22 protein-coding genes are annotated in these 19,835 nt (G+C 57.7%); 5 read left to right on the top strand and 17 right to left on the bottom strand.

Translation table 11 applies throughout. From position 1 onward, the window contains the following. Window positions 1-165 precede the first annotated feature (165 nt). The 6 genes from HOP44_RS18020 to HOP44_RS18000 all read right to left on the bottom strand — a co-directional run bounded on the left by HOP44_RS18020 (window position 166) and on the right by HOP44_RS18000 (window position 3,348). Window positions 166-885, bottom strand: coding sequence for a tyrosine-type recombinase/integrase (locus tag HOP44_RS18020; RefSeq protein WP_246369901.1), 720 nt, complete (start codon window positions 883-885; stop codon window positions 166-168). Between the two features lie 298 nt (window positions 886-1,183). Beyond that, on the bottom strand, window positions 1,184-1,312 hold the full coding sequence (locus HOP44_RS23045; protein WP_281367811.1) for a hypothetical protein: 129 nt from the start codon (window positions 1,310-1,312) through the stop codon (window positions 1,184-1,186). Between the two features lie 283 nt (window positions 1,313-1,595). Then, entirely contained in the window at window positions 1,596-1,781 is a 186-nt protein-coding gene (locus HOP44_RS18015; protein WP_172255860.1) for a hypothetical protein, read from the bottom strand. Between the two features lie 121 nt (window positions 1,782-1,902). Beyond that, window positions 1,903-2,241 (bottom strand): DUF3817 domain-containing protein, encoded by a 339-nt coding sequence (locus tag HOP44_RS18010; protein WP_172255857.1) that lies wholly within the window; start codon window positions 2,239-2,241, stop codon window positions 1,903-1,905. 165 nt (window positions 2,242-2,406) lie between these two features. Next, window positions 2,407-2,664 (bottom strand): hypothetical protein, encoded by a 258-nt coding sequence (locus tag HOP44_RS18005; RefSeq protein ID WP_172255854.1) that lies wholly within the window; start codon window positions 2,662-2,664, stop codon window positions 2,407-2,409. An 87-nt stretch (window positions 2,665-2,751) separates the two neighbouring features. Beyond that, window positions 2,752-3,348 carry a YdeI/OmpD-associated family protein gene (locus HOP44_RS18000; protein WP_172255851.1) on the bottom strand — a complete coding sequence of 199 codons (597 nt, stop codon included), beginning with the start codon at window positions 3,346-3,348 and terminating at the stop codon, window positions 2,752-2,754. Window positions 3,349-3,564: 216 nt separating this feature from the next. Here HOP44_RS18000 and HOP44_RS17995 point away from each other — a divergent pair, with 216 nt between their 5' ends. The 4 genes from HOP44_RS17995 to nagA all read left to right on the top strand — a co-directional run bounded on the left by HOP44_RS17995 (window position 3,565) and on the right by nagA (window position 7,926). Next, window positions 3,565-4,647 (top strand): SMI1/KNR4 family protein, encoded by a 1,083-nt coding sequence (locus HOP44_RS17995; protein WP_172255848.1) that lies wholly within the window; start codon window positions 3,565-3,567, stop codon window positions 4,645-4,647. A 254-nt stretch (window positions 4,648-4,901) separates the two neighbouring features. Then, window positions 4,902-5,756, top strand: a complete 855-nt coding sequence (locus tag HOP44_RS17990; RefSeq protein ID WP_172255845.1) for a MurR/RpiR family transcriptional regulator — start codon at window positions 4,902-4,904, stop codon at window positions 5,754-5,756. Between the two features lie 137 nt (window positions 5,757-5,893). Continuing rightward, window positions 5,894-6,619: a glucosamine-6-phosphate deaminase gene (gene nagB, locus HOP44_RS17985; protein ID WP_172255842.1), complete on the top strand. Its 726-nt coding sequence runs from the start codon at window positions 5,894-5,896 to the stop codon at window positions 6,617-6,619. Next, window positions 6,616-7,926, top strand: coding sequence for an N-acetylglucosamine-6-phosphate deacetylase (gene nagA / locus HOP44_RS17980; RefSeq protein WP_172255839.1), 1,311 nt, complete (start codon window positions 6,616-6,618; stop codon window positions 7,924-7,926). The genes nagB and nagA overlap by 4 nt, the downstream gene beginning before the upstream one ends. Before the next feature lie 201 nt (window positions 7,927-8,127). On the opposite strand, the gene HOP44_RS17975 is transcribed toward nagA, so the two are convergent. From HOP44_RS17975 to HOP44_RS17965, 3 genes are all read right to left on the bottom strand, one after another. Then, entirely contained in the window at window positions 8,128-9,135 is a 1,008-nt protein-coding gene (locus HOP44_RS17975) for a methyl-accepting chemotaxis protein (protein WP_172255837.1), read from the bottom strand. Next, window positions 9,132-10,277: an FIST signal transduction protein gene (locus tag HOP44_RS17970; RefSeq protein ID WP_172255835.1), complete on the bottom strand. Its 1,146-nt coding sequence runs from the start codon at window positions 10,275-10,277 to the stop codon at window positions 9,132-9,134. The genes HOP44_RS17975 and HOP44_RS17970 overlap by 4 nt, the downstream gene beginning before the upstream one ends. Window positions 10,278-10,499: 222 nt before the next feature. Beyond that, entirely contained in the window at window positions 10,500-10,973 is a 474-nt protein-coding gene (locus HOP44_RS17965; RefSeq protein WP_216667634.1) for a VOC family protein, read from the bottom strand. Window positions 10,974-11,078: 105 nt separating this feature from the next. Between HOP44_RS17965 and HOP44_RS17960 the strand changes: the two genes are divergently transcribed. After that, window positions 11,079-12,023 carry a helix-turn-helix transcriptional regulator gene (locus HOP44_RS17960; protein WP_172255833.1) on the top strand — a complete coding sequence of 315 codons (945 nt, stop codon included), beginning with the start codon at window positions 11,079-11,081 and terminating at the stop codon, window positions 12,021-12,023. A 79-nt stretch (window positions 12,024-12,102) separates the two neighbouring features. Here HOP44_RS17960 and HOP44_RS17955 read toward each other — a convergent pair whose 3' ends face one another. The 8 genes from HOP44_RS17955 to HOP44_RS17920 all read right to left on the bottom strand — a co-directional run bounded on the left by HOP44_RS17955 (window position 12,103) and on the right by HOP44_RS17920 (window position 19,456). Beyond that, window positions 12,103-12,903 carry an ABC transporter permease gene (locus HOP44_RS17955; protein ID WP_425501893.1) on the bottom strand — a complete coding sequence of 267 codons (801 nt, stop codon included), beginning with the start codon at window positions 12,901-12,903 and terminating at the stop codon, window positions 12,103-12,105. Between the two features lie 74 nt (window positions 12,904-12,977). After that, window positions 12,978-14,156 carry an extracellular solute-binding protein gene (locus HOP44_RS17950; RefSeq protein ID WP_172255832.1) on the bottom strand — a complete coding sequence of 393 codons (1,179 nt, stop codon included), beginning with the start codon at window positions 14,154-14,156 and terminating at the stop codon, window positions 12,978-12,980. Between the two features lie 14 nt (window positions 14,157-14,170). Beyond that, entirely contained in the window at window positions 14,171-15,217 is a 1,047-nt protein-coding gene (locus HOP44_RS17945) for an ABC transporter ATP-binding protein (RefSeq protein ID WP_172255830.1), read from the bottom strand. Window positions 15,218-15,239: 22 nt separating this feature from the next. Beyond that, a complete protein-coding gene (locus HOP44_RS17940) occupies window positions 15,240-16,064 on the bottom strand; it encodes an ABC transporter permease (RefSeq protein ID WP_172255828.1) in 825 nt (274 codons plus the stop codon). After that, window positions 16,040-17,131, bottom strand: a complete 1,092-nt coding sequence (locus tag HOP44_RS17935) for a LacI family DNA-binding transcriptional regulator (RefSeq protein ID WP_172255826.1) — start codon at window positions 17,129-17,131, stop codon at window positions 16,040-16,042. The genes HOP44_RS17940 and HOP44_RS17935 overlap by 25 nt, the downstream gene beginning before the upstream one ends. After that, window positions 17,128-17,868 (bottom strand): glycerophosphodiester phosphodiesterase, encoded by a 741-nt coding sequence (locus HOP44_RS17930; protein WP_172255823.1) that lies wholly within the window; start codon window positions 17,866-17,868, stop codon window positions 17,128-17,130. The genes HOP44_RS17935 and HOP44_RS17930 overlap by 4 nt, the downstream gene beginning before the upstream one ends. Further along, entirely contained in the window at window positions 17,865-18,989 is a 1,125-nt protein-coding gene (locus tag HOP44_RS17925; protein ID WP_172255820.1) for a CehA/McbA family metallohydrolase, read from the bottom strand. Before HOP44_RS17925 ends, HOP44_RS17930 begins: the two co-directional genes overlap by 4 nt. Continuing rightward, window positions 18,986-19,456 carry a hypothetical protein gene (locus tag HOP44_RS17920; protein WP_172255817.1) on the bottom strand — a complete coding sequence of 157 codons (471 nt, stop codon included), beginning with the start codon at window positions 19,454-19,456 and terminating at the stop codon, window positions 18,986-18,988. The genes HOP44_RS17925 and HOP44_RS17920 overlap by 4 nt, the downstream gene beginning before the upstream one ends. Between the last annotated feature and the right edge of the window lie 379 nt (window positions 19,457-19,835).

Genomic DNA, 19,835 nt, shown 5'->3' with positions numbered 1-19,835 from the left:
TGGGGACCAAATATAAGAATAAATTTGATTGGGGCCACTCCCTGTCTATCAAGATTTTTGCTGATTTCCTATAACGTCTTATTTACGAACTTCGCCAATCTCATCCTCATGCAGTATTCCCGACCTTCGTGAAACTCACCTTGAACAGGGTATTCCTGAGCTTCTCTAATCCGCATCTTCCAACCCCCCGATCCGGTCCAGCGGACTCCGGATCTTCCCAATATCCCGCCTGCTTACATGCGTATAACGCTCCGTCGTTCGTACGCTTTGATGCCCGAGCAGCTCTTGGATATAACGAAGATCGATCCCGTTCTCCAGCAGATGCGTCGCAAAGGAATGTCTTAACGAATGAATACTCACTTCTTTACGAATTCCGGTCTGCCGCAGCGCTTTTTCAAACACTTTTTGCGCCGAGCGTTCCGTTAGATGGCGGCCTTCCCTCTGACCCGGAAACAGCCAGGTCGTGGGCTTTGCCTGATCGATATATCGATCCAGTACGTTGGCTGCCGCTTCGGAGAGAAGCGTTTGCCTGTCTTTTCTTCCTTTTCCCTGCCGGACCTTAACCGTATGACGCTCCCCGTCGCAATCTTCCGGTCGAAGACGTACGACTTCACTGACGCGTAAGCCCGAGGTATAAGTTAGATACAGAATGGCTTTATGCTTCGGGTTCTCTACGCTTTTCAGCAGTCGAACCACTTCTCCGAGCGACAGCACATCCGGAAGTTTGCTTTCTTTTTTGGGGCGGACATAGCCATTGGACTTGGGACTTTTCAGTACGTAACGAAAATAGAACTTCAGCGCACTGATCGCCTGATTGACGTAAGCATGCGACAGCCCTTTTTCAAGCAGATCCAGCGCATACTTTTGTACGGCAGCCTCGCCCATATCCGAACTCGCTTCCGTCGTTCCCGCAAAAAAAACGCTGAACCTGCGACGTATAGGCTTTAATCGTTTTACCGCTGTACCCTCTTGCTTTTAACGCATCCTGCAGTTCGTGCCTTCGATTCACCCCCCACGGCTCCTGCTTCGCAGAAGGTTCACGCTCCGGCTTTTCTGTCCGATGCCGCTCCAGCCTTTCCGGGAGATAAGGATCTTCCCGGATCAAATAGGCGTCGCACTCGAAGCGGCAGGACGGATACGCTTCAAGCAAAAGCTCCAAAGCCGAAATGCTGTACGGGATGGTTCAGACTTTTTCTTCCTGCAGCCACCGCCGTCCCGTCACGGAACGAATGCCCGCCAACTGCTCGGGGCCGTAGCGTTCCAGCTTTACTCCGATCGTCCGGTCATCCCGGTACATCAATTCAATCTTCATTCTGCTTGCCTCCTTAGTTTATCATTCGATGGAAAATTTGGAAATCCGATTTTGTGCATAAAAAAAGGCCTCAAGATGGCATATTCCATCTCAAAGCCCCGATGCTTTCGGTGCGGCCTGCTTACCCTGCCGGATTCAATTGGACTTATTTTATAACGAATTCCCAAACTCCGTCCAGCCATGCAAAAGACTCATTCGAACTATAAATCGAACTCCCTGCTCCAATTGTAGATGACGTAGGTAAGCTGGGCGAATACCAGAACGAGATACGAAATATTCACAATCAAACCATTCTTAAGCTTTTTGGAAGAGAACGTATCCGATTCGTCGACGGGACCTCCATGTTGAGATTCAGCCCGTTTTTCTTGCGCAGGCGCAGCAGATAAATCAGCTCTCCAATTCCGACTATGCCCCAGGGCAGCGTCATCAACAGCAGCATCGCATTGCCGAGCGACAGCAGCATTCCCACTCCTACGTCGTCCGTATTGGAGAATCTGTACGTTAAATGAAAACTCCAAGCCAAGATGACCGATACGAATCCGAATATACGGTATGCCGGCGGCTTTCTGAACGTTATCGGGTTTCTCCCTCTATTGTCCACGCCGCGCTTCTTCCGGTGTCGCGTAAGCGCGGCCCGCCTGGATCTCTTTTTTCAAATACGATTCGAATACAAAGGTCCCGATCGGCAGCACGGACGCGACAAGCGCCCAGAATAACTTGGTCATGCCCCACTTAAGCGCGATAAACGCATGGAACGACGCCAGAATGTACAGGACGAACAGCGCCCCGTGCGCCGCTCCCACGATCGTCACGGCCATATCGACGCCCGCTCCGTACTTCAGCGGCATCGCCACGAGAAGCAGCAGCAGAAACGAGACCCCTTCCATATACCCGATCACTTTGAATCTTCCGAGCACGGTCTTCAGCATGTCAGCCTCCTTCGAATGGTGAAGGCGTTTGCGTAAACGGCGGTAACGCTCACCGATACGCTTGCGCAAACGTCCTAATAGGTAAGTACCTTCTCCATTTTAAAGGATGTTCCGCCTACTTCTCAAATTTGAAACGATCCCTATGTCGAGGTAGGAATATGGCGTTTATTTATCGGAGTCTTCCGGCAGCTGAACGCTCATGGACTTTTTGAGCTCTCCGATCGTAGTCCAGCCGCCCTGGCCGTCTTCGATGATCGTCCAATCGCCTATAGGAGGTCCGACCTGAACGGTCGACGAACCGGAAGTGCGTACCGGCGTCGTCCACCAGTCCGTATTCACAAGCAGCACGCCCGCGGCGAGAGTCAATACGATTCCTGTGCCGGCTGCCGCGAATATGGAAATTTGCAGTTTTTTGCTATTCATGTTCGATACCGCCTCCTGCCTGATTACGAATAGGTCTGCTGAATAAACGCGCTTCGTCCTTGTTTCGTTTGGCGGTCCGGGCTTTTTTTAACGATCGTTCAATCCTTTGGCTTCCATAATCCGCGGCGCGTGCTTGTCGATTCTCGCTTCGCGGGTCTTGGACTGCTTGGGTTCGGCAAAATGCAGCAGATACGCGCGTTGGCGGCCCGGTGTCAGCGCTTCGAACGCCGTCTTCAGCTCGGGACTGCCGTCGAAGCGAACTTGAAGTTCCAGGGGAATCGCATACTCTTCGCTTGGCTTCAGCTCGACTTTAAGCCCGGCCCGTTCAATCTCGATCGCTTCGCGAATATAAGCCCGAATCCGCTCTTCCTGCTGCTCGATCTCCGCCAAATTCCGGAAACGCAGCTGGCGGCCCGCCTGCACTTTCTGCGTCTGCTGGATCAGCATGAGCTCGTTATCCTGCAGCAGGGCGCCTTTGATGAACAGCAGCGCGCAGTATTCCTTGAACCCGTGGATCAATACGACATTGCCGCCTTCGATCGTGTAGCAGGGCTGGCCCCACTTCAGTTCTTCTTTCATTTCGCTGTCCAGCGCCAGGCTTCTCAGCTTCGCGAACTCTTCGCGCCAGGATTCGGAACGTTCCAGAAAAGCGTCGACTTTGGGATGGGTTTGCGGATCGGCCATGCGTGATCATCCTCCGTTTCATATCGAAATAACAGCTGCTTCCATTATACAGGATCTCCGCTCTCCTTCGCCGCGTCTTCCCGCAAAAATCGTTCCTCGTTCGAGTGACGGGAAAGGGTTGTCTCTCGCAGGAGGTTCGTTTATGATGGCGGAGCCAAAAGCTTTACCAGATGGCGGAAGCGAATCGGAATTTTGACGAAGCGAGGGATCTAATCCATGCGATTACGGAAAAGAAAAAACACGGACCACCCCGACCCCCTGCAGCGAATCCGGGAAAAGGTCGCGCAGGCTGCCCGCCAGGACAACCTTTTCCAGATCTTCGGCGCAAGCCGCCACAAGTATATCCTGAAAGAACCTCTCTCCCCCGCGGCGGTCGAAGCCTTCGAGCGAAAGCACGGGATTGCGCTGCCTCAAGAATTGACGGATTTCCTGACGGCAGTCGGCAGCGGAGGGGCAGGTCCGTATCACGGCCTGTACACGCTTGAACAGATGGAGCAGGAATCGGCCCGAATGGCGGAACCCTGTATCCTGCGGCCGGATTTTACCGAAGAAGAATGGTGGGAGCTGGAAGCGTTATACGAAAAGCAGGCGGAAGAAGCCAACGAAGGATGCGAAGCGGGCGGAGAACGGATGTTTCAGGGAACGCTGTGTATCGGGACGCAGGGCTGGACGCACGATACGGTGCTGATTCTCAACGGACCGTATCGCGGCAGGATTGTGTATATTGACCGCGATGAACAGAGACCTTTTTTTGCGTACGAAAAGAACTTCCTGAATTGGTACGAACGCTGGCTCGACGAACTGATCGCAGGGCGCAGCGTCGACCGCTTCGGCAGGCTGCCCGGCGGCAGCGAACAGGAACTGCTGGCGTTGTTCGACGAAACGGACGATGAGCAGCTGCGGCTTGAAGCCCTTCGCGGACTGTTCAAGATCCCGGCGCTCGGACCGGGTACGACGGCGCGGCTGCGCCATATTCTGCGGAAAACGGAGCCGTACACGCCGCTTGCCCTTGTGACGCTGCAGCATCTGGCCAAGGCCGATTACCCTTACGCGGAGAACGATCTGCTGGATTTTTTGCACAATAGTCCTCATTCGGAAGACCGCCAGGTGGCGGCTCGACTGCTCCAGACCTACATGCCGACCGAGACGCTGCGAAAAAAAGTTCCCGATCTGACAAAGCTGCTGCACCGGGAGAACGATCACAGCGTGACTCACTCTCTGCTGATGCTGATCCAAGAAGCGGGAGCGATCGATAGCGACGCGCTTCTGGAGCAGCGCAGCCCGATCAAGCCCGATTGAGCCAGGCAGGAACGGCCGCGGCCGTCAATGCCGATATCGATGCCGAGGGATTGTCTTTGCTGAAGCGCAGATCCACGGGAAGCCCGAATCTTGTGACCCGAAGCCAAGCGAAGATTGTCCCGATACGGCCGGTTTGTTCAGGATGACGTTGCAAGAAAATTATTTTCTATTATAATTGATTATATATAAAAATATTTTTCATAAAAAGCGGCCTGTTTATCCGTTCGAGTGCCGCTTGCCGAAGGAGTGCTGTCATGTCCGCTACGCTGCTGCTGATTCAAGAAGGCCTGGACCGCTTCTCTCCCCAGGAGAAACGGTTGGCCGATTATATTCTGGAACAACCCGAACACGTTCAGCGTCTCGGGATTACGGAGCTTGCCGCCGCCTGCGGAATCAGTCCGGCGACCGTGACCCGTTTTTGCAAATCGCTGCGTTTCAAAGGATTTCCCGATTTCAAAATGCGCCTGGTCGGCGAACTGTCGCGTCCGTCCGAAGCGGCGACGTATCAGGATATCGTCGCCGGACGGCCGCTGCAGGAAATCGCGCGTGCCATCGAAGCCAACCATCTCTCCTCGATCACCGACACGACCCGGCTGCTCGATCCCGAAGCGCTGGAACGGGCGGTTGCGGCGCTCGGCGGTGCCCGGCGAATCGACCTGTACGGGATGGGCACGTCGTCGATCGTCGCGCAGGACTTCTACCAGAAGCTGATCCGGATCGGCAAAAGCTGTACCGCGTTCGCCGATTCGCATATGCAGATCACCTCGGCGTCCACGCTGGGCAAAGGCGACGTGGCACTGGCCATTTCGTACTCCGGAGAGACGCCGGAGACGATCGCCGCACTGCGCTGCGCCAAAGACGCCGGAGCGCTCACCTTGTCGCTGACCCGCTACGGGACCAGCCCGCTGCCCGGTCTTGCGGATGTTCCGCTGTTCACTTCGTCGCTGGAAGAAGGCGTGCGGCGCGGCGCGATGGCGTCCCGGATCGCCCAGCTGCACGTGATCGACATTCTGTTCACGGGCATGCTCAGCGAAGGTTTCGACGAATACGTCCCCATGCTGGAGCAGTCTTATCACAACGTCCGTCAGTATCTGAACCCACTACGTTGACCAAATCCAATCAGAGATTTACGTTCGCCTGAAATAACAATTCCGTCGGAGGCTTCGTACACGCTTCCGGTACGAAATCCCAGGGGGCGTAACCTGACTTTTATCTTGGTCAATGTACTACCCGGAGGTGCCAAATTATGAATTTGTTGACGTTCCGTACCGAAGAAGATCTGAACCGCGCAGGAGCCGGCTTGATCGCAAGTCTGCTGCAGGCAAGTCCCAAGGCCGTACTCGGCCTTGCCACCGGCAGTACGCCGATCGGCATTTACGGCGAGCTGGTCAAGCTGTATGAGAGCGGAAGCGTGAGCTTCGCAAAAGCCCGTTCGTACAATCTCGACGAATACGTCGGGCTGTCGGGCGGCCATCCGGCGAGCTACCGCTGCTTCATGAACACGCATCTGTTCGACAAGGTCGATATCGATCCCGCGAATACGCATGTACCGAACGGACTTGCCGTCGATCTGCAGCAGGAATGCGCCTATTACGACGCCATGATCGAAGACGACGGGATCGACCTGCAGCTGCTCGGACTTGGCCACAACGGGCATATCGGGTTCAACGAACCGGACGACGAACTGATTCCCGGCACCCATGCGGCCATGCTGCAGCAGCAGACGATCGAAGCGAACGCGCGCTTCTTCGATTCGATCGGCGAGGTACCGAAGCAGGCGATCACAATGGGCGTCGCGGGTATCATGAAGGCGCGTCAGATCATGCTCGTCGTGCGCGGCGCGTCCAAAGCGGATATCGCCAAACGCGCGCTGACCGGCCCGATCACGACCCGGTGTCCGGCTTCGCTGCTGCAGCTGCATCCGAATCTGGTCGTGCTGCTGGACGAAGCGGCGGGAGCGTGGACGAAATGAGCGGCGAACGACATTCTGACGACGAAAAAGTCGAACAGCTGGAACTGAACATCCAGCTGCCCGGCAGCGGCGATTCCGCTCAGGCCGCTCCCCCCGAAGAAGACTCTCCCGCGGCAATCCGCTTCGTGAACGCGCGGATCGTGACGCCGGGCGGCGTAATCGCCCGCGGCAGCTGCGTCGTGTCCGGCGGCCGCATCGTGTCGGTCCGGTCGGACGATACGGCGGGCATCGACGCGGAAGATGGCGCCGGGAAGAGCGTCGACATCCAGGTCGTCGACGCGAACCAAGGCTGGCTGCTGCCGGGCTTCGTGGACGTACACGTCCACGGAGGCATGGGCGCGGACTTCATGGACGCCGGGAAACCCGGCGTGCTGGAGACGATCGCCAAGTTCCACGGCTCGCACGGGTCGACGTCGATGCTGGCGACGACCATGACGGCGACGCACGACATGATCGGCGGCGTGCTGGAAGCCGTCTGGGCTTACCGGCAGCGCAGCCGGATGCCGGGCGCGGCATCCGGCGCGAGCATCGAAGGGGTGCACCTGGAAGGGCCGTTTATCAGCCCGCAGTGGCCGGGGGCGCAGAACCCGGACCATATTGCCCTGCCGCGCACGGATTGGCTGGAAGACTGGGAAGCTCGCTATCCCGGTCTGATCCGCCAGCTGACGCTGGCGCCCGAGCGCGAAGGCGCTTTGGAGACGATCGCGTGGCTGCGCGCGAACGGCATTACGGCGGCGCTCGGGCACACCGACGCCAGTTATGAAGAAGTGCTGGCGGCCGTAGGCGCCGGACTGAACCATGCCGTGCACACGTTCAACGCGATGACGCCGCTGCACCATCGCAAGCCGGGCACGGCCGGTGCCGTACTGGGCACCGATGCGATTACGGCCGAGGTTATCGCGGACGGCATCCATGTCCATCCCGGCGCGGTCAAGCTGCTGGCAAAGGTGAAGAACGAGGGGAATCTCGTCCTCGTCACCGATGCCATGTCCGCCGCCGGTCTCGGCGACGGCGATTACTTCCTCGGCGACCTGCCGGTCAAGGTCGAAGGCGGCGTGGCTCTCACGCAGGGCGGCGCGCTGGCGGGCAGCCGGCTGACGATGGACGAAGGCTTCCGCTTCCTCGTCCGCCAGGTGGGCCTGAGCATCGAGCGCGCTTCGCACGCGGCCAGCGCCGCGCCGGCCCGGCAGGCCGGCATCTACGGCGAGACCGGCTCGATCGAGCCGGGCAAGCGTGCCGATCTCGCCTTGCTGGACGAGGAACTGGAACTGCGCGGCGTCTGGGCCGCGGGACGGAAAATCGGGTAATCGCTTTGATTTCTTCCAGCGATTATGCCGCGTGCCGTTCAACCGCCGCCTGACGTTTTAATCGAAGTTCCGTTTTCACCCTTCGTCTTCATCAAGAAAAGGCCTGTTCCCATGGGAACAGGCCTTTTCGCGCATCATGGATAGGGAGTCGTCCTATCCGGACTTTGGCTTTCCCGTTCAGTACGGGAATTGCCTTAAGCTCTACAGCCGGCGATCACGCAGGGCGTTGGCGAGGTCGCGAAGCTGCGACGTGTAGGCAAACGTTTCCGTCGAAAACGTGAATTTGTCCTGCGACAGCTGATACAGATGACCGATGCGCCGATCGCTCTGAAGAAATCCCTGAAGCACTTGTTCCAAAGAAGCGGAAAACTCCGACAAATCGGATACGATATGGTCGTTGGCTCCCTTGATTCGGGACATGCTGCCTCTTAACTGCTCCTCGGTGCTCAGAATTCGCGCGAAAACGTCTCGGGTCCGGTTCGACGTATCGATGACTTCGTCGATGGCCGATGTCTTGCGCTCGAATTCCCGATCCAGATCGTCGACGTTCATCGTGACTTCTTTGACTTTTCCGTCGATCTCGAGCAGGGCCGTTTTGCTTTGGTCGGCCAACTTGCGCACTTCCTGGGCAACGACCGCGAAGCCTCTGCCCTGCTCCCCGGCCCGGGCCGCTTCGATGCTGGCGTTCAAAGCCAACAGATTCGTTTGGTTCGCGATCTCTTGAATCGTGGAAGCAAAATTCGAAATGGAAGACACTTCGCTTTTAAGCATCCGGATGGAAGCGCGAAACTGGGCGAAAATCGCTTTCAGCGAGTCAATCTCGCCGCTCAGCGCGTCTACGCTTTCTCCGCCTTCGACGATGACGCGGTAATTTTGCCCGCTCTGCTGCTCGACTTCGTGCGTGATGAACGTGACGTCCTCGGTCCGGGCTACAATTTGACGGATGCTTTCGACGGAGCGGTTAAGACGGCTGTTTTGTTCCGCCATATCGACCTTAAGCAGCCCGACCTGATCCATAAGTTCGCTGTCTTTGGCCGAATTTTTGGAGGTGGCTTGATCCAGCAGGCCGATCAGGTCGGCAAGCGATTTGACGACGTTGGCATACTCGGTTTCCGACAAGCCGTGCAAAGTCTCCACAAACTCTTCTTTTTGCCGTTCCGAAAGTTCCTGCTTCTTCTTCATGGATAACAGAATGCTTAATGGATTCATACCGATTCCCCCTGTCTGAGCGTGCCGAACCCGAGCAGAACAAGCGTCTGATTCAACTGCGTTCGGTTTAATTGTTCGCCGTAGCTGCAAAATCCGCCCAAATTGGGGAGCTTATCCATATGGGCGTTAATCGCGGGGAACAGCCTGTCGTTATGGAACTGAAACTTGCGTAGGATGCAGTTGACGGCCAGTACCCCGTCTAGGCGCGAGAAGCGGCCGCGGAAAGCTTCCACCGTTTGACGAATCGTCTCGACGGGATCTTTGGGAGCCAGAATGTCGACGGTCATGCCTTCGAACAGCTGGCAGTAGAATTTGACCCCTCCGCTGGGCAGCACTTCGAACGGGGAAGCGATAAAGACTTCTTCGTTCACGACCCGCCCGAGCGGATTCGTCATGAAGTAACGGCTTAGCTCCCCTGCCGATACCCCGAGCAGACGGGCATATTCCGAAGCCGCCGGACGTCCGTTGAATTCATGGACGATACGGGCGCCCGCATCGGCTTTCGTAATTTTCATTTTTTGGCCCATCGGGGCGAAAATATTTTCTTTGGCAATATGGAATGCCGTATCCGGCTTAATGAACAAGACGAGGCCGCCGGTATGGGACACGCTGCCCTGATAAGAAACCTGGGTTTTCTCAAATTTGGCGTCGTCGCCCGCGGTTCCTCCGAACAGGGGAAATCCTTCTCGCGCGAAGACCGAATTGACGACGGACAGCATCTTCTCTTCCGCTCCGATCAGGCCGTTCGGAAAAACGAGCCCGAGGCCTTCCCGTTCGGGAAAGGCGCTGCCGGCATCGATTCCGATCTGCCGAGCCGCGTCCATCAGGTTATCCCGGTAAAAAACCGGATATTTGACGATGTCCTCGATCAGGACGCCCCTGGCTTGGAGCGAACCGGCAAAGCTCATGGCGGACAAGCCGTTTTCGGAAAAGCCCGAAGGGCCGATTTCGCCGACCGTCGTCAGCCCGAGCACTTCGGCTTCGGGGAAAGCTTCCCGAAACAGCGTGCTCAACCTTGGGAAGTCATATACGGTGCTGGCAAAAAAAACTACGGCTTTCGCCTGCGGAGAAAGCTTGGATTTGATTTCTTGAAAAGCGTTATTCGTATCTTGGTTTGTCGTAAGAGAAGATTTGATCTCCATGCGTACAACTCCTTTATCTGAGAATTCATTCTATGGGGCCGTGAAGGAAGCGAACGCATGCAAATGCTCGGCTTTGAAAGTTACTCTCTCTATCGGCGGTTCTGCTCGATAAAATGAGAAAGAAAGAAGAAAAATGTCGAAAATTGTTGTTAAACGCAAAAAAGCCGCCGGTTTCCCGGCAGCTTGCCCAGCGTTCGTCTGGTTGCATGTCGATAGGGACGATCAAAAGTTGTGCCGCGTCACCGTAAATTGGAACACGACGCCGAACGGATCGCGCACCGCGCCATAACCGCCGCTAAACGAGTTGGCCGCCAGCGGCGCCAGAACCGTCGTCCGTTCGTCGCTAACCAGCCTTTCGTAAAGACTCACGATTGCATTATGGTCGCGCGATTGGATGCACAGCGAAAAATGGTTGCCTGCGCTCCACGGCCGGGTACTGTCCGTCTCCTCTTCCGCAATCATCAGTTTGTTTGCGCCGATTCTCAGCACGGAATGCGTTATATAATGGGCCTTTCCTTCCTCGTAACGGAACGTATCGTCCATCTTGGCCATCTCTTCGTAGTTAACTTTCAGCAGCACCTCGGCGTTCAGCACCCGTTCGTAAAAATCGATCGCTTCCGCCGCCCGGCCGTTCAGCGAGAGGAACGGAATAACTTCCGTCTGCACATCATGGTTTCCGCTTTCGTTCATTCTCATGGTTGGTCCTCCTTCAAATGTGGGTTACACTGACATCATAAGAAACTAAGGTGTCAATTTTTGAACCCTTTTATTTATAAACTTTACGCTTAAAGGAGGTACGCGATGAAAAAAGCGGAACGATTAAATCGGCTGCAGCGCTACGTCTATCGAAAAAGGCATTTTACGCTGAGAGAATTAATAGACGAATTCGGCATATCCCGCAGCACCGCGCTTCGGGATATCGCTTCGCTGGAAGAGATCGGGATGCCGCTGTACGCGGACCGCGGAAGAAACGGCGGCTACCGCCTGCTGGAGACGGCTTCGCTGCCGCCCGTGTCGTTTACGACGGGCGAGGTGCTGGCGCTGTACTTTGCCATGCAGAATTTGCGCAGCTTGTCCGGCGATCCTTTCCGCGTCTCGTTCGACTCGATCCATGCCAAGTTCCTGGACGTCGTACCCGAAGCGCAGCGCGAGCAGATCCGGCGCTTCGAGCATCGGATCGCTTTCTATCCGGACGAGCCGGCAGAAGCGGGCCCATATCTGGAGACGCTCCTGCAGGCGGCGGTGCGCGGCGAAGCGCTAGCAATCCGCTACGCCTCGCCAAGCGGCCCTTCCCGGCTGATCCAGCCGTTCGCCATCTATGCTTCCGACGGCTTCTGGTACTGCCGCGCTTTTGATCTGGACAAGCGGGAATACCGCGTCTTCCGCTGCGACCGGATTATATCGGCGGAGTTCAGCGGCGACGAGCCGCTCGAAGAGCTGAAGGGATTCGATCTGCGCGACGCGCAGACGCTGCGCCGCCCCTCGCCGGACGCGGTTTCCTTCCGCTGCGCAGTCGATCCCGGAGCCGCCGACCGACTGCGGCGCCAGCTGTACCCGTCCATGACGCTGACGGAATCGCCCGATCCGGACGGCCGCCTGCTGCTGTCCGGCAGCTTCGAGCCGCAGGAGACGGAGTTCCTCGTCTCCTATCTCGCCGGCTTCGGCTCTTCGCTCAAAATTTTGGAGCCCCAGAGCCTGCGCGATCGGCTCGGGCAGCATTATCTGCGGCTGCTTGAAGAGCTGTAGAAGCCTTCTCCCTATACGCGGATGGAACTTCCAAACAAAAAAAACGCGCTCCGTATCGGAGCACGTTCGGCCTTGCTTCTTACATCTTCACTTTTTCCTCTTCCGCCACCGAGCGGATATAGAATGCCCCCAGCACCGAGCACAGCAGGAACGAGAAGAAGGCGATCGCCGCGGCCTGCTCGCGTTCCTGGAACACGCTGAACACCTGCTGCATGGAGACGCCCAGCATCTGCGGGGAATTGGCTCCGATCAGGAACGGCGCGGTGAACGAGCCGATCACGCCCATGAACACAAAGGTGACGGCCACCAGAAACGTCTTGTACGACAGCGGGAAAATAAACTTCGCGAACAGCGTCAGCCGCCCTACGCCGACGTCTTTGGCGCTTTCGATCACGGATGACGGAATCCCGGACAGCGCGGAGCTGAGCAGCATCGTCGTGAACGGAATATTGAACCACAGATTCGCGATGATGATGCCTTTTTCGTCAAAAATGATTCGGGGCAGCTCTACTCCGACCACTTCCAGCATCCGAGACAGCCAGCCGTGGTTGCCGAGCAGATTGATCAGCCCGTACGTTGCGATCACGCCGGGAATAAACAGCGGAATCATGTACGTCCGGCGGATCAGGTCGACTACGGGCCCCTGGTTGAAGCGCATGTAGATCGCCAGGCTGTAGCTGACCAGCAGCACCAGCACGCAGGTAATGGCGGTCACGCGCAGCGTGAACAGGATATTGGCGCGCATGCCTTTGTCGGTAAACAGATACGCGTAGCGGCTCAGATCGTACCCGCCCGAGTCGTTGGTGAGGCTCATGACGAACGACTGGAAGATCGGAATAATGACGGTGAGGAGCAGGATGGCGAAGGAGGGGAGCACCATCGCCAGACCCAGAATCGACTGCCGGGCTTCCCTGCCGATCTTTTTGCCTGCCGCTTTTTGCGTGCTTACGGCATTCATTGCGCGGCGACGTCGCTCTGCCAGCGTTTGTTGATTTCCGTACCGAGATCCCCGATGTTGAACGTGCGGAAGCCTTCGGAGACTCCGGCGAACTTATCCTGCATCTCCTGCGACATGTTGGACAGCTCGATTCCCGGGAAGCCGTTCATCTTGTCGACCACCACGGCCTGCGCTTCCGGCGAGAGCACGTAATCGATAAACGTATAGATCGCTTCTTTCTTGTCCGATTCCTGATTGACCATCAGGTAAGTCGGACCGCCGTTGAAGCCCGGCGTGATCTGCTGCATTTTGACCGTATCGGGGAGCAGCCCTTCGTTCAACTGCTGCAGCACCATGTCGGACCAGGCCGGAATCAGCGAGACTTCGCCGTTCATGAGCAGATCGAGCGTTCCCTGGTTCTTTTTCGGATAGATGCCCTGGCCGTAGACGTAAGGTCCGATTTCTTGGAGCGTCTTGAAGCCGGTCTCCCACTTCTCCATGATCGCGGGGTCGGAATTGTGGATGTCTTCTTCCGGCAGGTCCTTGTACACCATCGTCTGGACGAACGAACTGCCGGAACCTCCCGTGGACGGGTCGTTATAGGCGAACTGTTCGGGATTGGCTTTGATCCAGTCCAGCAGCTCGTCCAATGTGGTCGGAGGCTGGGCGACTTTGCTGCTGTCGTAGGCCAGCACAACGGCGGAAGAACGGTACGGAGCCGCATACGTGTCGATGTCTTTCAGCACGTCGGGATCGACGTTGGCAAGATTCGGGACCTCTTTCTCGCTGAGCTGCGCCCAGACGCCGTCTTTGGTCCCCTGGGAGACATACGCGATACTGTCTTCGTACAGATCGATATCGCCCGAGCCTTTGCCCGCCTGCTTGGCGGCCATGATCCGGTCATACGTCGGTTCCGCGCCGGTACCGGACGGAATATAGACCATTTTCACATCGATTTCCGGATGCTCTTTCTCGAACATCGGCTCCAGAGAATCCCACAGGTCTTTGACGTTCTGCGAACCGGTGAAGTAGAAATTGAACGACGTCTTCCCGCCCGATGCCGCGGCGCCGCCGCTCGCTTCGGCGGAGGCGCTTGCGTTCTCGCCGCCCCCCCCGTTTCCGCATCCGGCCAGCAAAGACATCGACACGCCCGCAACCGACAACAACGTGAACCAGGACCTCTTTTTCGTACGCATGAATAGGTTCCTCCTTAGTTTGCTTTCGCTTCGTCGACCGGGAAACCGGTCATTTGGGTAATCGAGACGCCGACTTCCTGACCCGGCTGCAGCCGCTGCACAACTTCCTTGCTCTGAAAAGCCCGAATGATGCCGAACTCCGCCAGCTCGACGGTGACTTCGGCGTAATGGCCCAGAATCATCACCTGTTTGACTTTTCCCGTCAGCGTTCCTTCCGTATCCGTCCGCTCGCGAAGCTGTACGTCTTCGGGCCGGACCGCCGCCGTCACTCTGCCGCGCAGATTCTTGACGTTCGGCAGCGCCAGACTTCCGAGACGGATCTTCGCTCCGTCGGCCACCCCCTCCATGAAATTCATCTTGCCGATAAAACCGGCGACATATAGAGAAGCGGGCTCATCGTAAATCTTATGCGGCTGGGCAATTTGTTCGATGCGCCCGTGATTCATCACGATAATGCGATCCGACAGCGACAAAGCTTCTTCCTGGTCGTGCGTGACGAAGACCATGGTCAGGCCCGTCTTCATCTGGATCTCCCGCAGCTCTTCGCGCATCTCGTGCCGCAGTTTGGCGTCCAGCGCCGAGAACGGCTCGTCGAGCAGCAGTACCGCCGGATTGAGCAGCAGCGACCGGGCCAACGCGACCCGCTGCTGCTGGCCGCCCGACAGTTCGGCGGGAACCTTTTTCTCGAAGCCCGACAGCCGGACCAGCTTGAGCGCTTCGTCTACCGAGGCCCGGATTTCCGCTTTGGACTTTTTGCGGATCTTGAGACCGAACGCCAGATTCTCGTAGACCGACATATGCGACCACAAGTTGTAACTTTGGAACACCATCGAAGTCGGGCGTTTCTCGGGCGGAAGCTGGATCACGCTCCGGCCTTCGATCAGGATATCGCCGGAATCCGGCTCGAGAAATCCTCCGATACTGCGCAGTACGGTCGTCTTGCCGCAGCCCGAAGGCCCAAGCAGCGTGACCAGTTCGCCTTTTTGAATGTCGATATTGATCCCGCTGACGCCGTCTCCGGTCTTGTAACGCTTGGACAATTCCCGTACGGACAACTGCATGCCTGTTCCTCCATTTCGCAATCTATTTCATTTGAAAACCGCTTGCCAGCACATCCGCGCTGACCAGCCGCTGCGCCGCGACCAGCAGAATGATCGTCGGCAGGGTCAGGATAATCGAGAACACGGCGCCGGCGCTGCTTGGAAAGTCGGAGATAATCGAGTACATGACGATCGGCATCGTTTTGTAATCGGGGATGCCGACGAGGAACGTGCCCTGCGCTTCGTCAAGCGAGTTCAGGAACGTGAAGATCGAAGCCACGACGATTCCCGGCATCGCCATCGGCAGCGTGATGCTGCGAAATACCTTGAACGGGCTTGCTCCCACGTCGCGTGCCGCCTCTTCCTGCGCCCGGTGCACGTTGCGGAAAGCGGCGGTCGGAATCCAGGTCATGAACATCAGCACGTTAATCATGTGGATCAGCACGACGCCGAGCAGCGTGTTCATCAATCCGATCTTGTAGAACAGAACCGCGATCGAGACGTACAGTCCCATTTTGGGAAAAGCGTTCGTCAGCAGAAACGAGAACAGGAACATCCGCTTCAGCGGGAACTGCAGTCTGGCGAACGCATAAGCGGCCGGGATACAGACGACAATGGACAGCACCGTCACAAGCGTCGCGATCAGGAACGACAGCGAGATCGACGAAACGATATCGTCTTTGGCCAATACGAACGTCCACCATTTGAATCCCCACTGCTGCGGCAGGACATTCGGGTAATTCCATTTTTCGCTGAAAGCCAGCACCAGCAGATTAACCAGCGGACCGGCGAAGAAAATCGCGAATACGGTCAGCAGCGCAAACTCGATGATTCGTCTTCGCCCTACGTGTTTCCAATACCAGAGCATGCCTCGTCTTCCTTTCTTGTGGTCGATTGACGGACGATCACTTCGCTTGCGTATTCGTTCAGCCGCGGCACATCCGCTTCCCCGCCGATCAGCCTGTCCAGAATCTTCACCGCGTCGCGTCCGATCCCGGCCGCATCCACGCTGACCGTCGTCAGCGGCGGATGGTACATGGCGGCAAGTTCAATATTGTCGTAACCCATGACGGCAGCGTCTTCGGGGACGCGCACGCCGCGTTCCAGCAGCACTTTCATCGCGCCGAGCGCCAACATGTCGTTGGTACTGAATACCGCCGTGCAGCCCCGCGAGCGAAACGCCTCATAATGCTCTTCCATCAGCCGGACGCCGGAATCGAAACCGGACTCCGGCGATTCGACGACGGTGATTCCGTGTTCTTGGTCGGAAAGCGGCCGCAGCGAACGGCTGACAGGCAGTCCAAGCTGTTCGATCCGGTCGAGAAAACCTGCCAGCCGCAGCGAATGGCTGCGGTGTTCGCCCGGCCCCGCAAGGATAAACAGTCTGCGGTGGCCCCTTTCATACAGATGTTCGGCCGCCCTCGCTCCTCCGGCTTCATCGTTGCTCACCAGATGCACCACGTCCGGATCTTCCGTCGATCCGTTCACCATGACATAGGGAATCTTAAAATTCTTGACGTAATCGATCACGTTCTTCTGCAGGCGGCTGATCAGAATCAATCCGTCGACCCGCTGCTCCAGCATGTAATCGGTGGAGCGCAGCGACATTTCCCGGTCCGTCTTGAGAAAAATCGAGTAGCCCAGCTCTTCCGCGGCCATCAGAATTTCGTCGATGATACGGCCGTACAGGGTATGCGACACAATCGGCAGCTTGTCGCGGAACACGATCACGCCGATATTGTAGGTTCGCCGTGCGACCATCGCCCTGGCAACCGCGCTCGGCTTGTAGCGAAGTTCATCCACCGCCCGCAGCACACGCTCGCGGACTTCGGGACTCGCATAACCGTTGCCGGAAATGACCCGGGATGCGGTCGACTTGGAGACGCCGGCCAACTGCGCCAGCTCGCGCAGACTGTGGTTCAGCTTGGTATTCAATCCGCTTCCGCCTCCGCCGTTTCCGATTCGCCCCGAACCGCGATCAGCTTCTCCGGGTCGCGGGTCGTGATCGAATCGACGCCCCACTGCGCCAGGCGGCGCATATCTTCCGCTTCCGCCACCGTCCAGACGTACACGTCCAGTCCTTCGCTCCGCGCCGTATCCAGCAGTTCCGGCTGGACCGCCTGATACGGCACATTCAGTCCGAAGCAGCCGGCCGCCCTCGCTTCCCGGCAGGCCTGCCGAACAGCGTCTTCATACCGCAGGCTGCGGAAACTGTCGACATTCACGTTCAGCAGTCTCCGCAGCTTCGGCCCGATCCGGTTGGCCCGGATCGCCCGGTCGTATTCGCAGCCGCTGAGAAAGACCCGGTCTTCCATCTCCATCTGCTTCACCAGGGCAAATACCGGTTCCAGCGCTCCGTCCGTCTTGATATCGAGGTTCATGACTTTCCCCGCGGTACGCACCCAGGCCAGCACATCCGCAAGCAGCAGAATCGGAGTCGGCGAATCGGCTTCCAGTTCATCCAGCGTCAGTTCCGCAAGACTTCCCCGGCGGCCGCCCTTCAGCGGAACTTCGTCGTCGTGGGCCAGCACCAGCGCCCCGTCCCCGGTTACGCGAATATCGTCTTCGTACACATCGACCCCAAGCTTCAGCGCGGCGCACAGCGATTCGAGCGAGTGGGCGGGGTATCCCATGCAGCCCGTATGGGCGGTGATCAACGGAAAAGACTTCATCGACTGCCGCCTCCTTCTTTCTCCGAATCGAAGTAAATCGCATTGGTAAAAGCAATCCGCGTATACGCGCCACGCACCGTTCCCCACAGTTCGGCGCGAAGCCAGATCCGCGGCGCGGCGGTGTGCGATCCCGGAAGCTCCGCTTCCCGTTCAAGCCGTCGAAGGTCTTCGCCGGAATAGCCGGCCCTTCCGATATTCTCCGCGGCAGGCAGATCCAGGCTCGCTTCTTCGCCCCGATTGGAACACAGTTTCAGCTTGAACACCTGGCCTGGAAGCGACCATAGTTCGGCCCGGACCGAGAAGTCCAGCGACAGCTTGACCCGGACCGCTTCGCCCGCTTCCGGCGCGGTGCCGCCTGTGCCCGGAAGATCGGCCGGCACCGCCGAACCGATCGGCCAGATCTCACCTCCGGCTTCCAGCGTCATCGTCAGCAGCGGGCCGATCGTGACGCAGGCCCGCCCTTGTCCAAGCGCCCGGATCAGTCGCTCTTCGCTCGGCAGCTTATCCGAGTGTCCGCCTACCGCCGATTCTTCCTCTCCTATCTCCAGATAGGTCACGGAGATCGGTTCGTCCGTGTCCTCCTGCTCATGCCAGTCCCGGCCCGAGACGGCCGCGATCCGATAGCCCGCGTTCAGCTTGGCCGTCCACAGCTCGAACGCGCGCCGGTTATCCGTCCGGATCGAAGGAAACGTCCCCGACCAGACTTCGATATAATCGACAGCGTTCCAGTCTCCGACTTCGTATTCCCAGAAGCAGCCGGTACAGGCGGGACTTCCGATCCGGAACGGATGGGCCAACCCCGCAATTCCGCCGAGCCGATGCACCTCCGCGATCCCGCGATCGATACCGCTTCGTCCGCCCTGCCGCCAATCGGCGAATTCGCTCAGTCCGATCGTGACCATATGGCCGTAGAAAGTCGTCCACTCCATCCCCGGAATGATCGTCAGCCCGAACTCGCGCTCGATCTCTTCTTTGCCCGCCAAGCCGGACATCGTGTTGTGGTCGGTCAGCGCGATAGCGCCGAAGCCGAGCTTGACCGCCCCTTCGGCCAGTTCCCGCAGCGTTTGCCTTCCGTCGCTGTGCAGCGTATGCGTGTGCAGTTCGCAGGCGATCCAGCTCATGCCGGTTCCTCCTCTGCCACCGCCCGGATCCGCAGGCGATAATCGCAGGTCTCCGTGACGATGCAGTGCAGACTCAGCATTGCGATCCAGGTTCCCGCTTCGAGTTTCCCGCTCATCAGTCCGGGCGAAGCCGCTTCCCGCGAGACAAACAGCTCCTGCACCGGGTCGTGACGGTGGCAGGCTCCCCGGTAACCGTTCGGATCGTCCAGCGACAGCGTAATCAGATTCTTCAAAGGCAGATGCCGGTCGGCGCGGGCGATCGCCTGCTCCCGCTGCTCCGGCAGTATGTACCGTTCATAGCTTTCCTTCAGCAGATCCAGAGCCGCTTCCCGGTCTTCCAGAATCTTGGGTGCGTATTCGAACCGGATCTGCATTCGGTCCGCGCCTGCCTGCAGCTCAAAAGGAATGCGGATATGCGTCCGGGATTGTTCCGGTACCGCGCTTCCCTGGATATCGAGCAGTTCCATAAGGTCGTACCGCCTTCCCGATCGTTTCTTGTGGAATCGTTTCTTGTGGGACCGTTCCCACATCACTTCCTCATCGTAAAGGGAAACAATCAGACCCGTATCAGCCTTGTGTTAATCTTCTGTAAATCGCAAAAAGGCCGATCTTCTATTAAAAGAAGACCGGCCGCGTGCGTTCAATTGTCAAACCAAAACACGATCCGCACCTTGCCGTCGCCCGCGCTCCGCCGATCAAGTCCGCGAGGCTGAATCCTTCTTGTTCCGCCACTTCGATCTCCGGCCGGCCGGTCTTCCCGTACCAGCGGTCGATATTGATCCATTTCCCGTCTATGCGGCCTTCGCGGTACAGCGCGCAATATCGCAGCCCAAGATCTCTCCGCCT

Source organism: Saccharibacillus deserti, from assembly GCF_013618475.1.
Classification (GTDB): Bacteria; Bacillota; Bacilli; order Paenibacillales; family Paenibacillaceae; genus Saccharibacillus; species Saccharibacillus deserti.
This window is presented reverse-complemented; position numbering and strand designations above follow the sequence as displayed.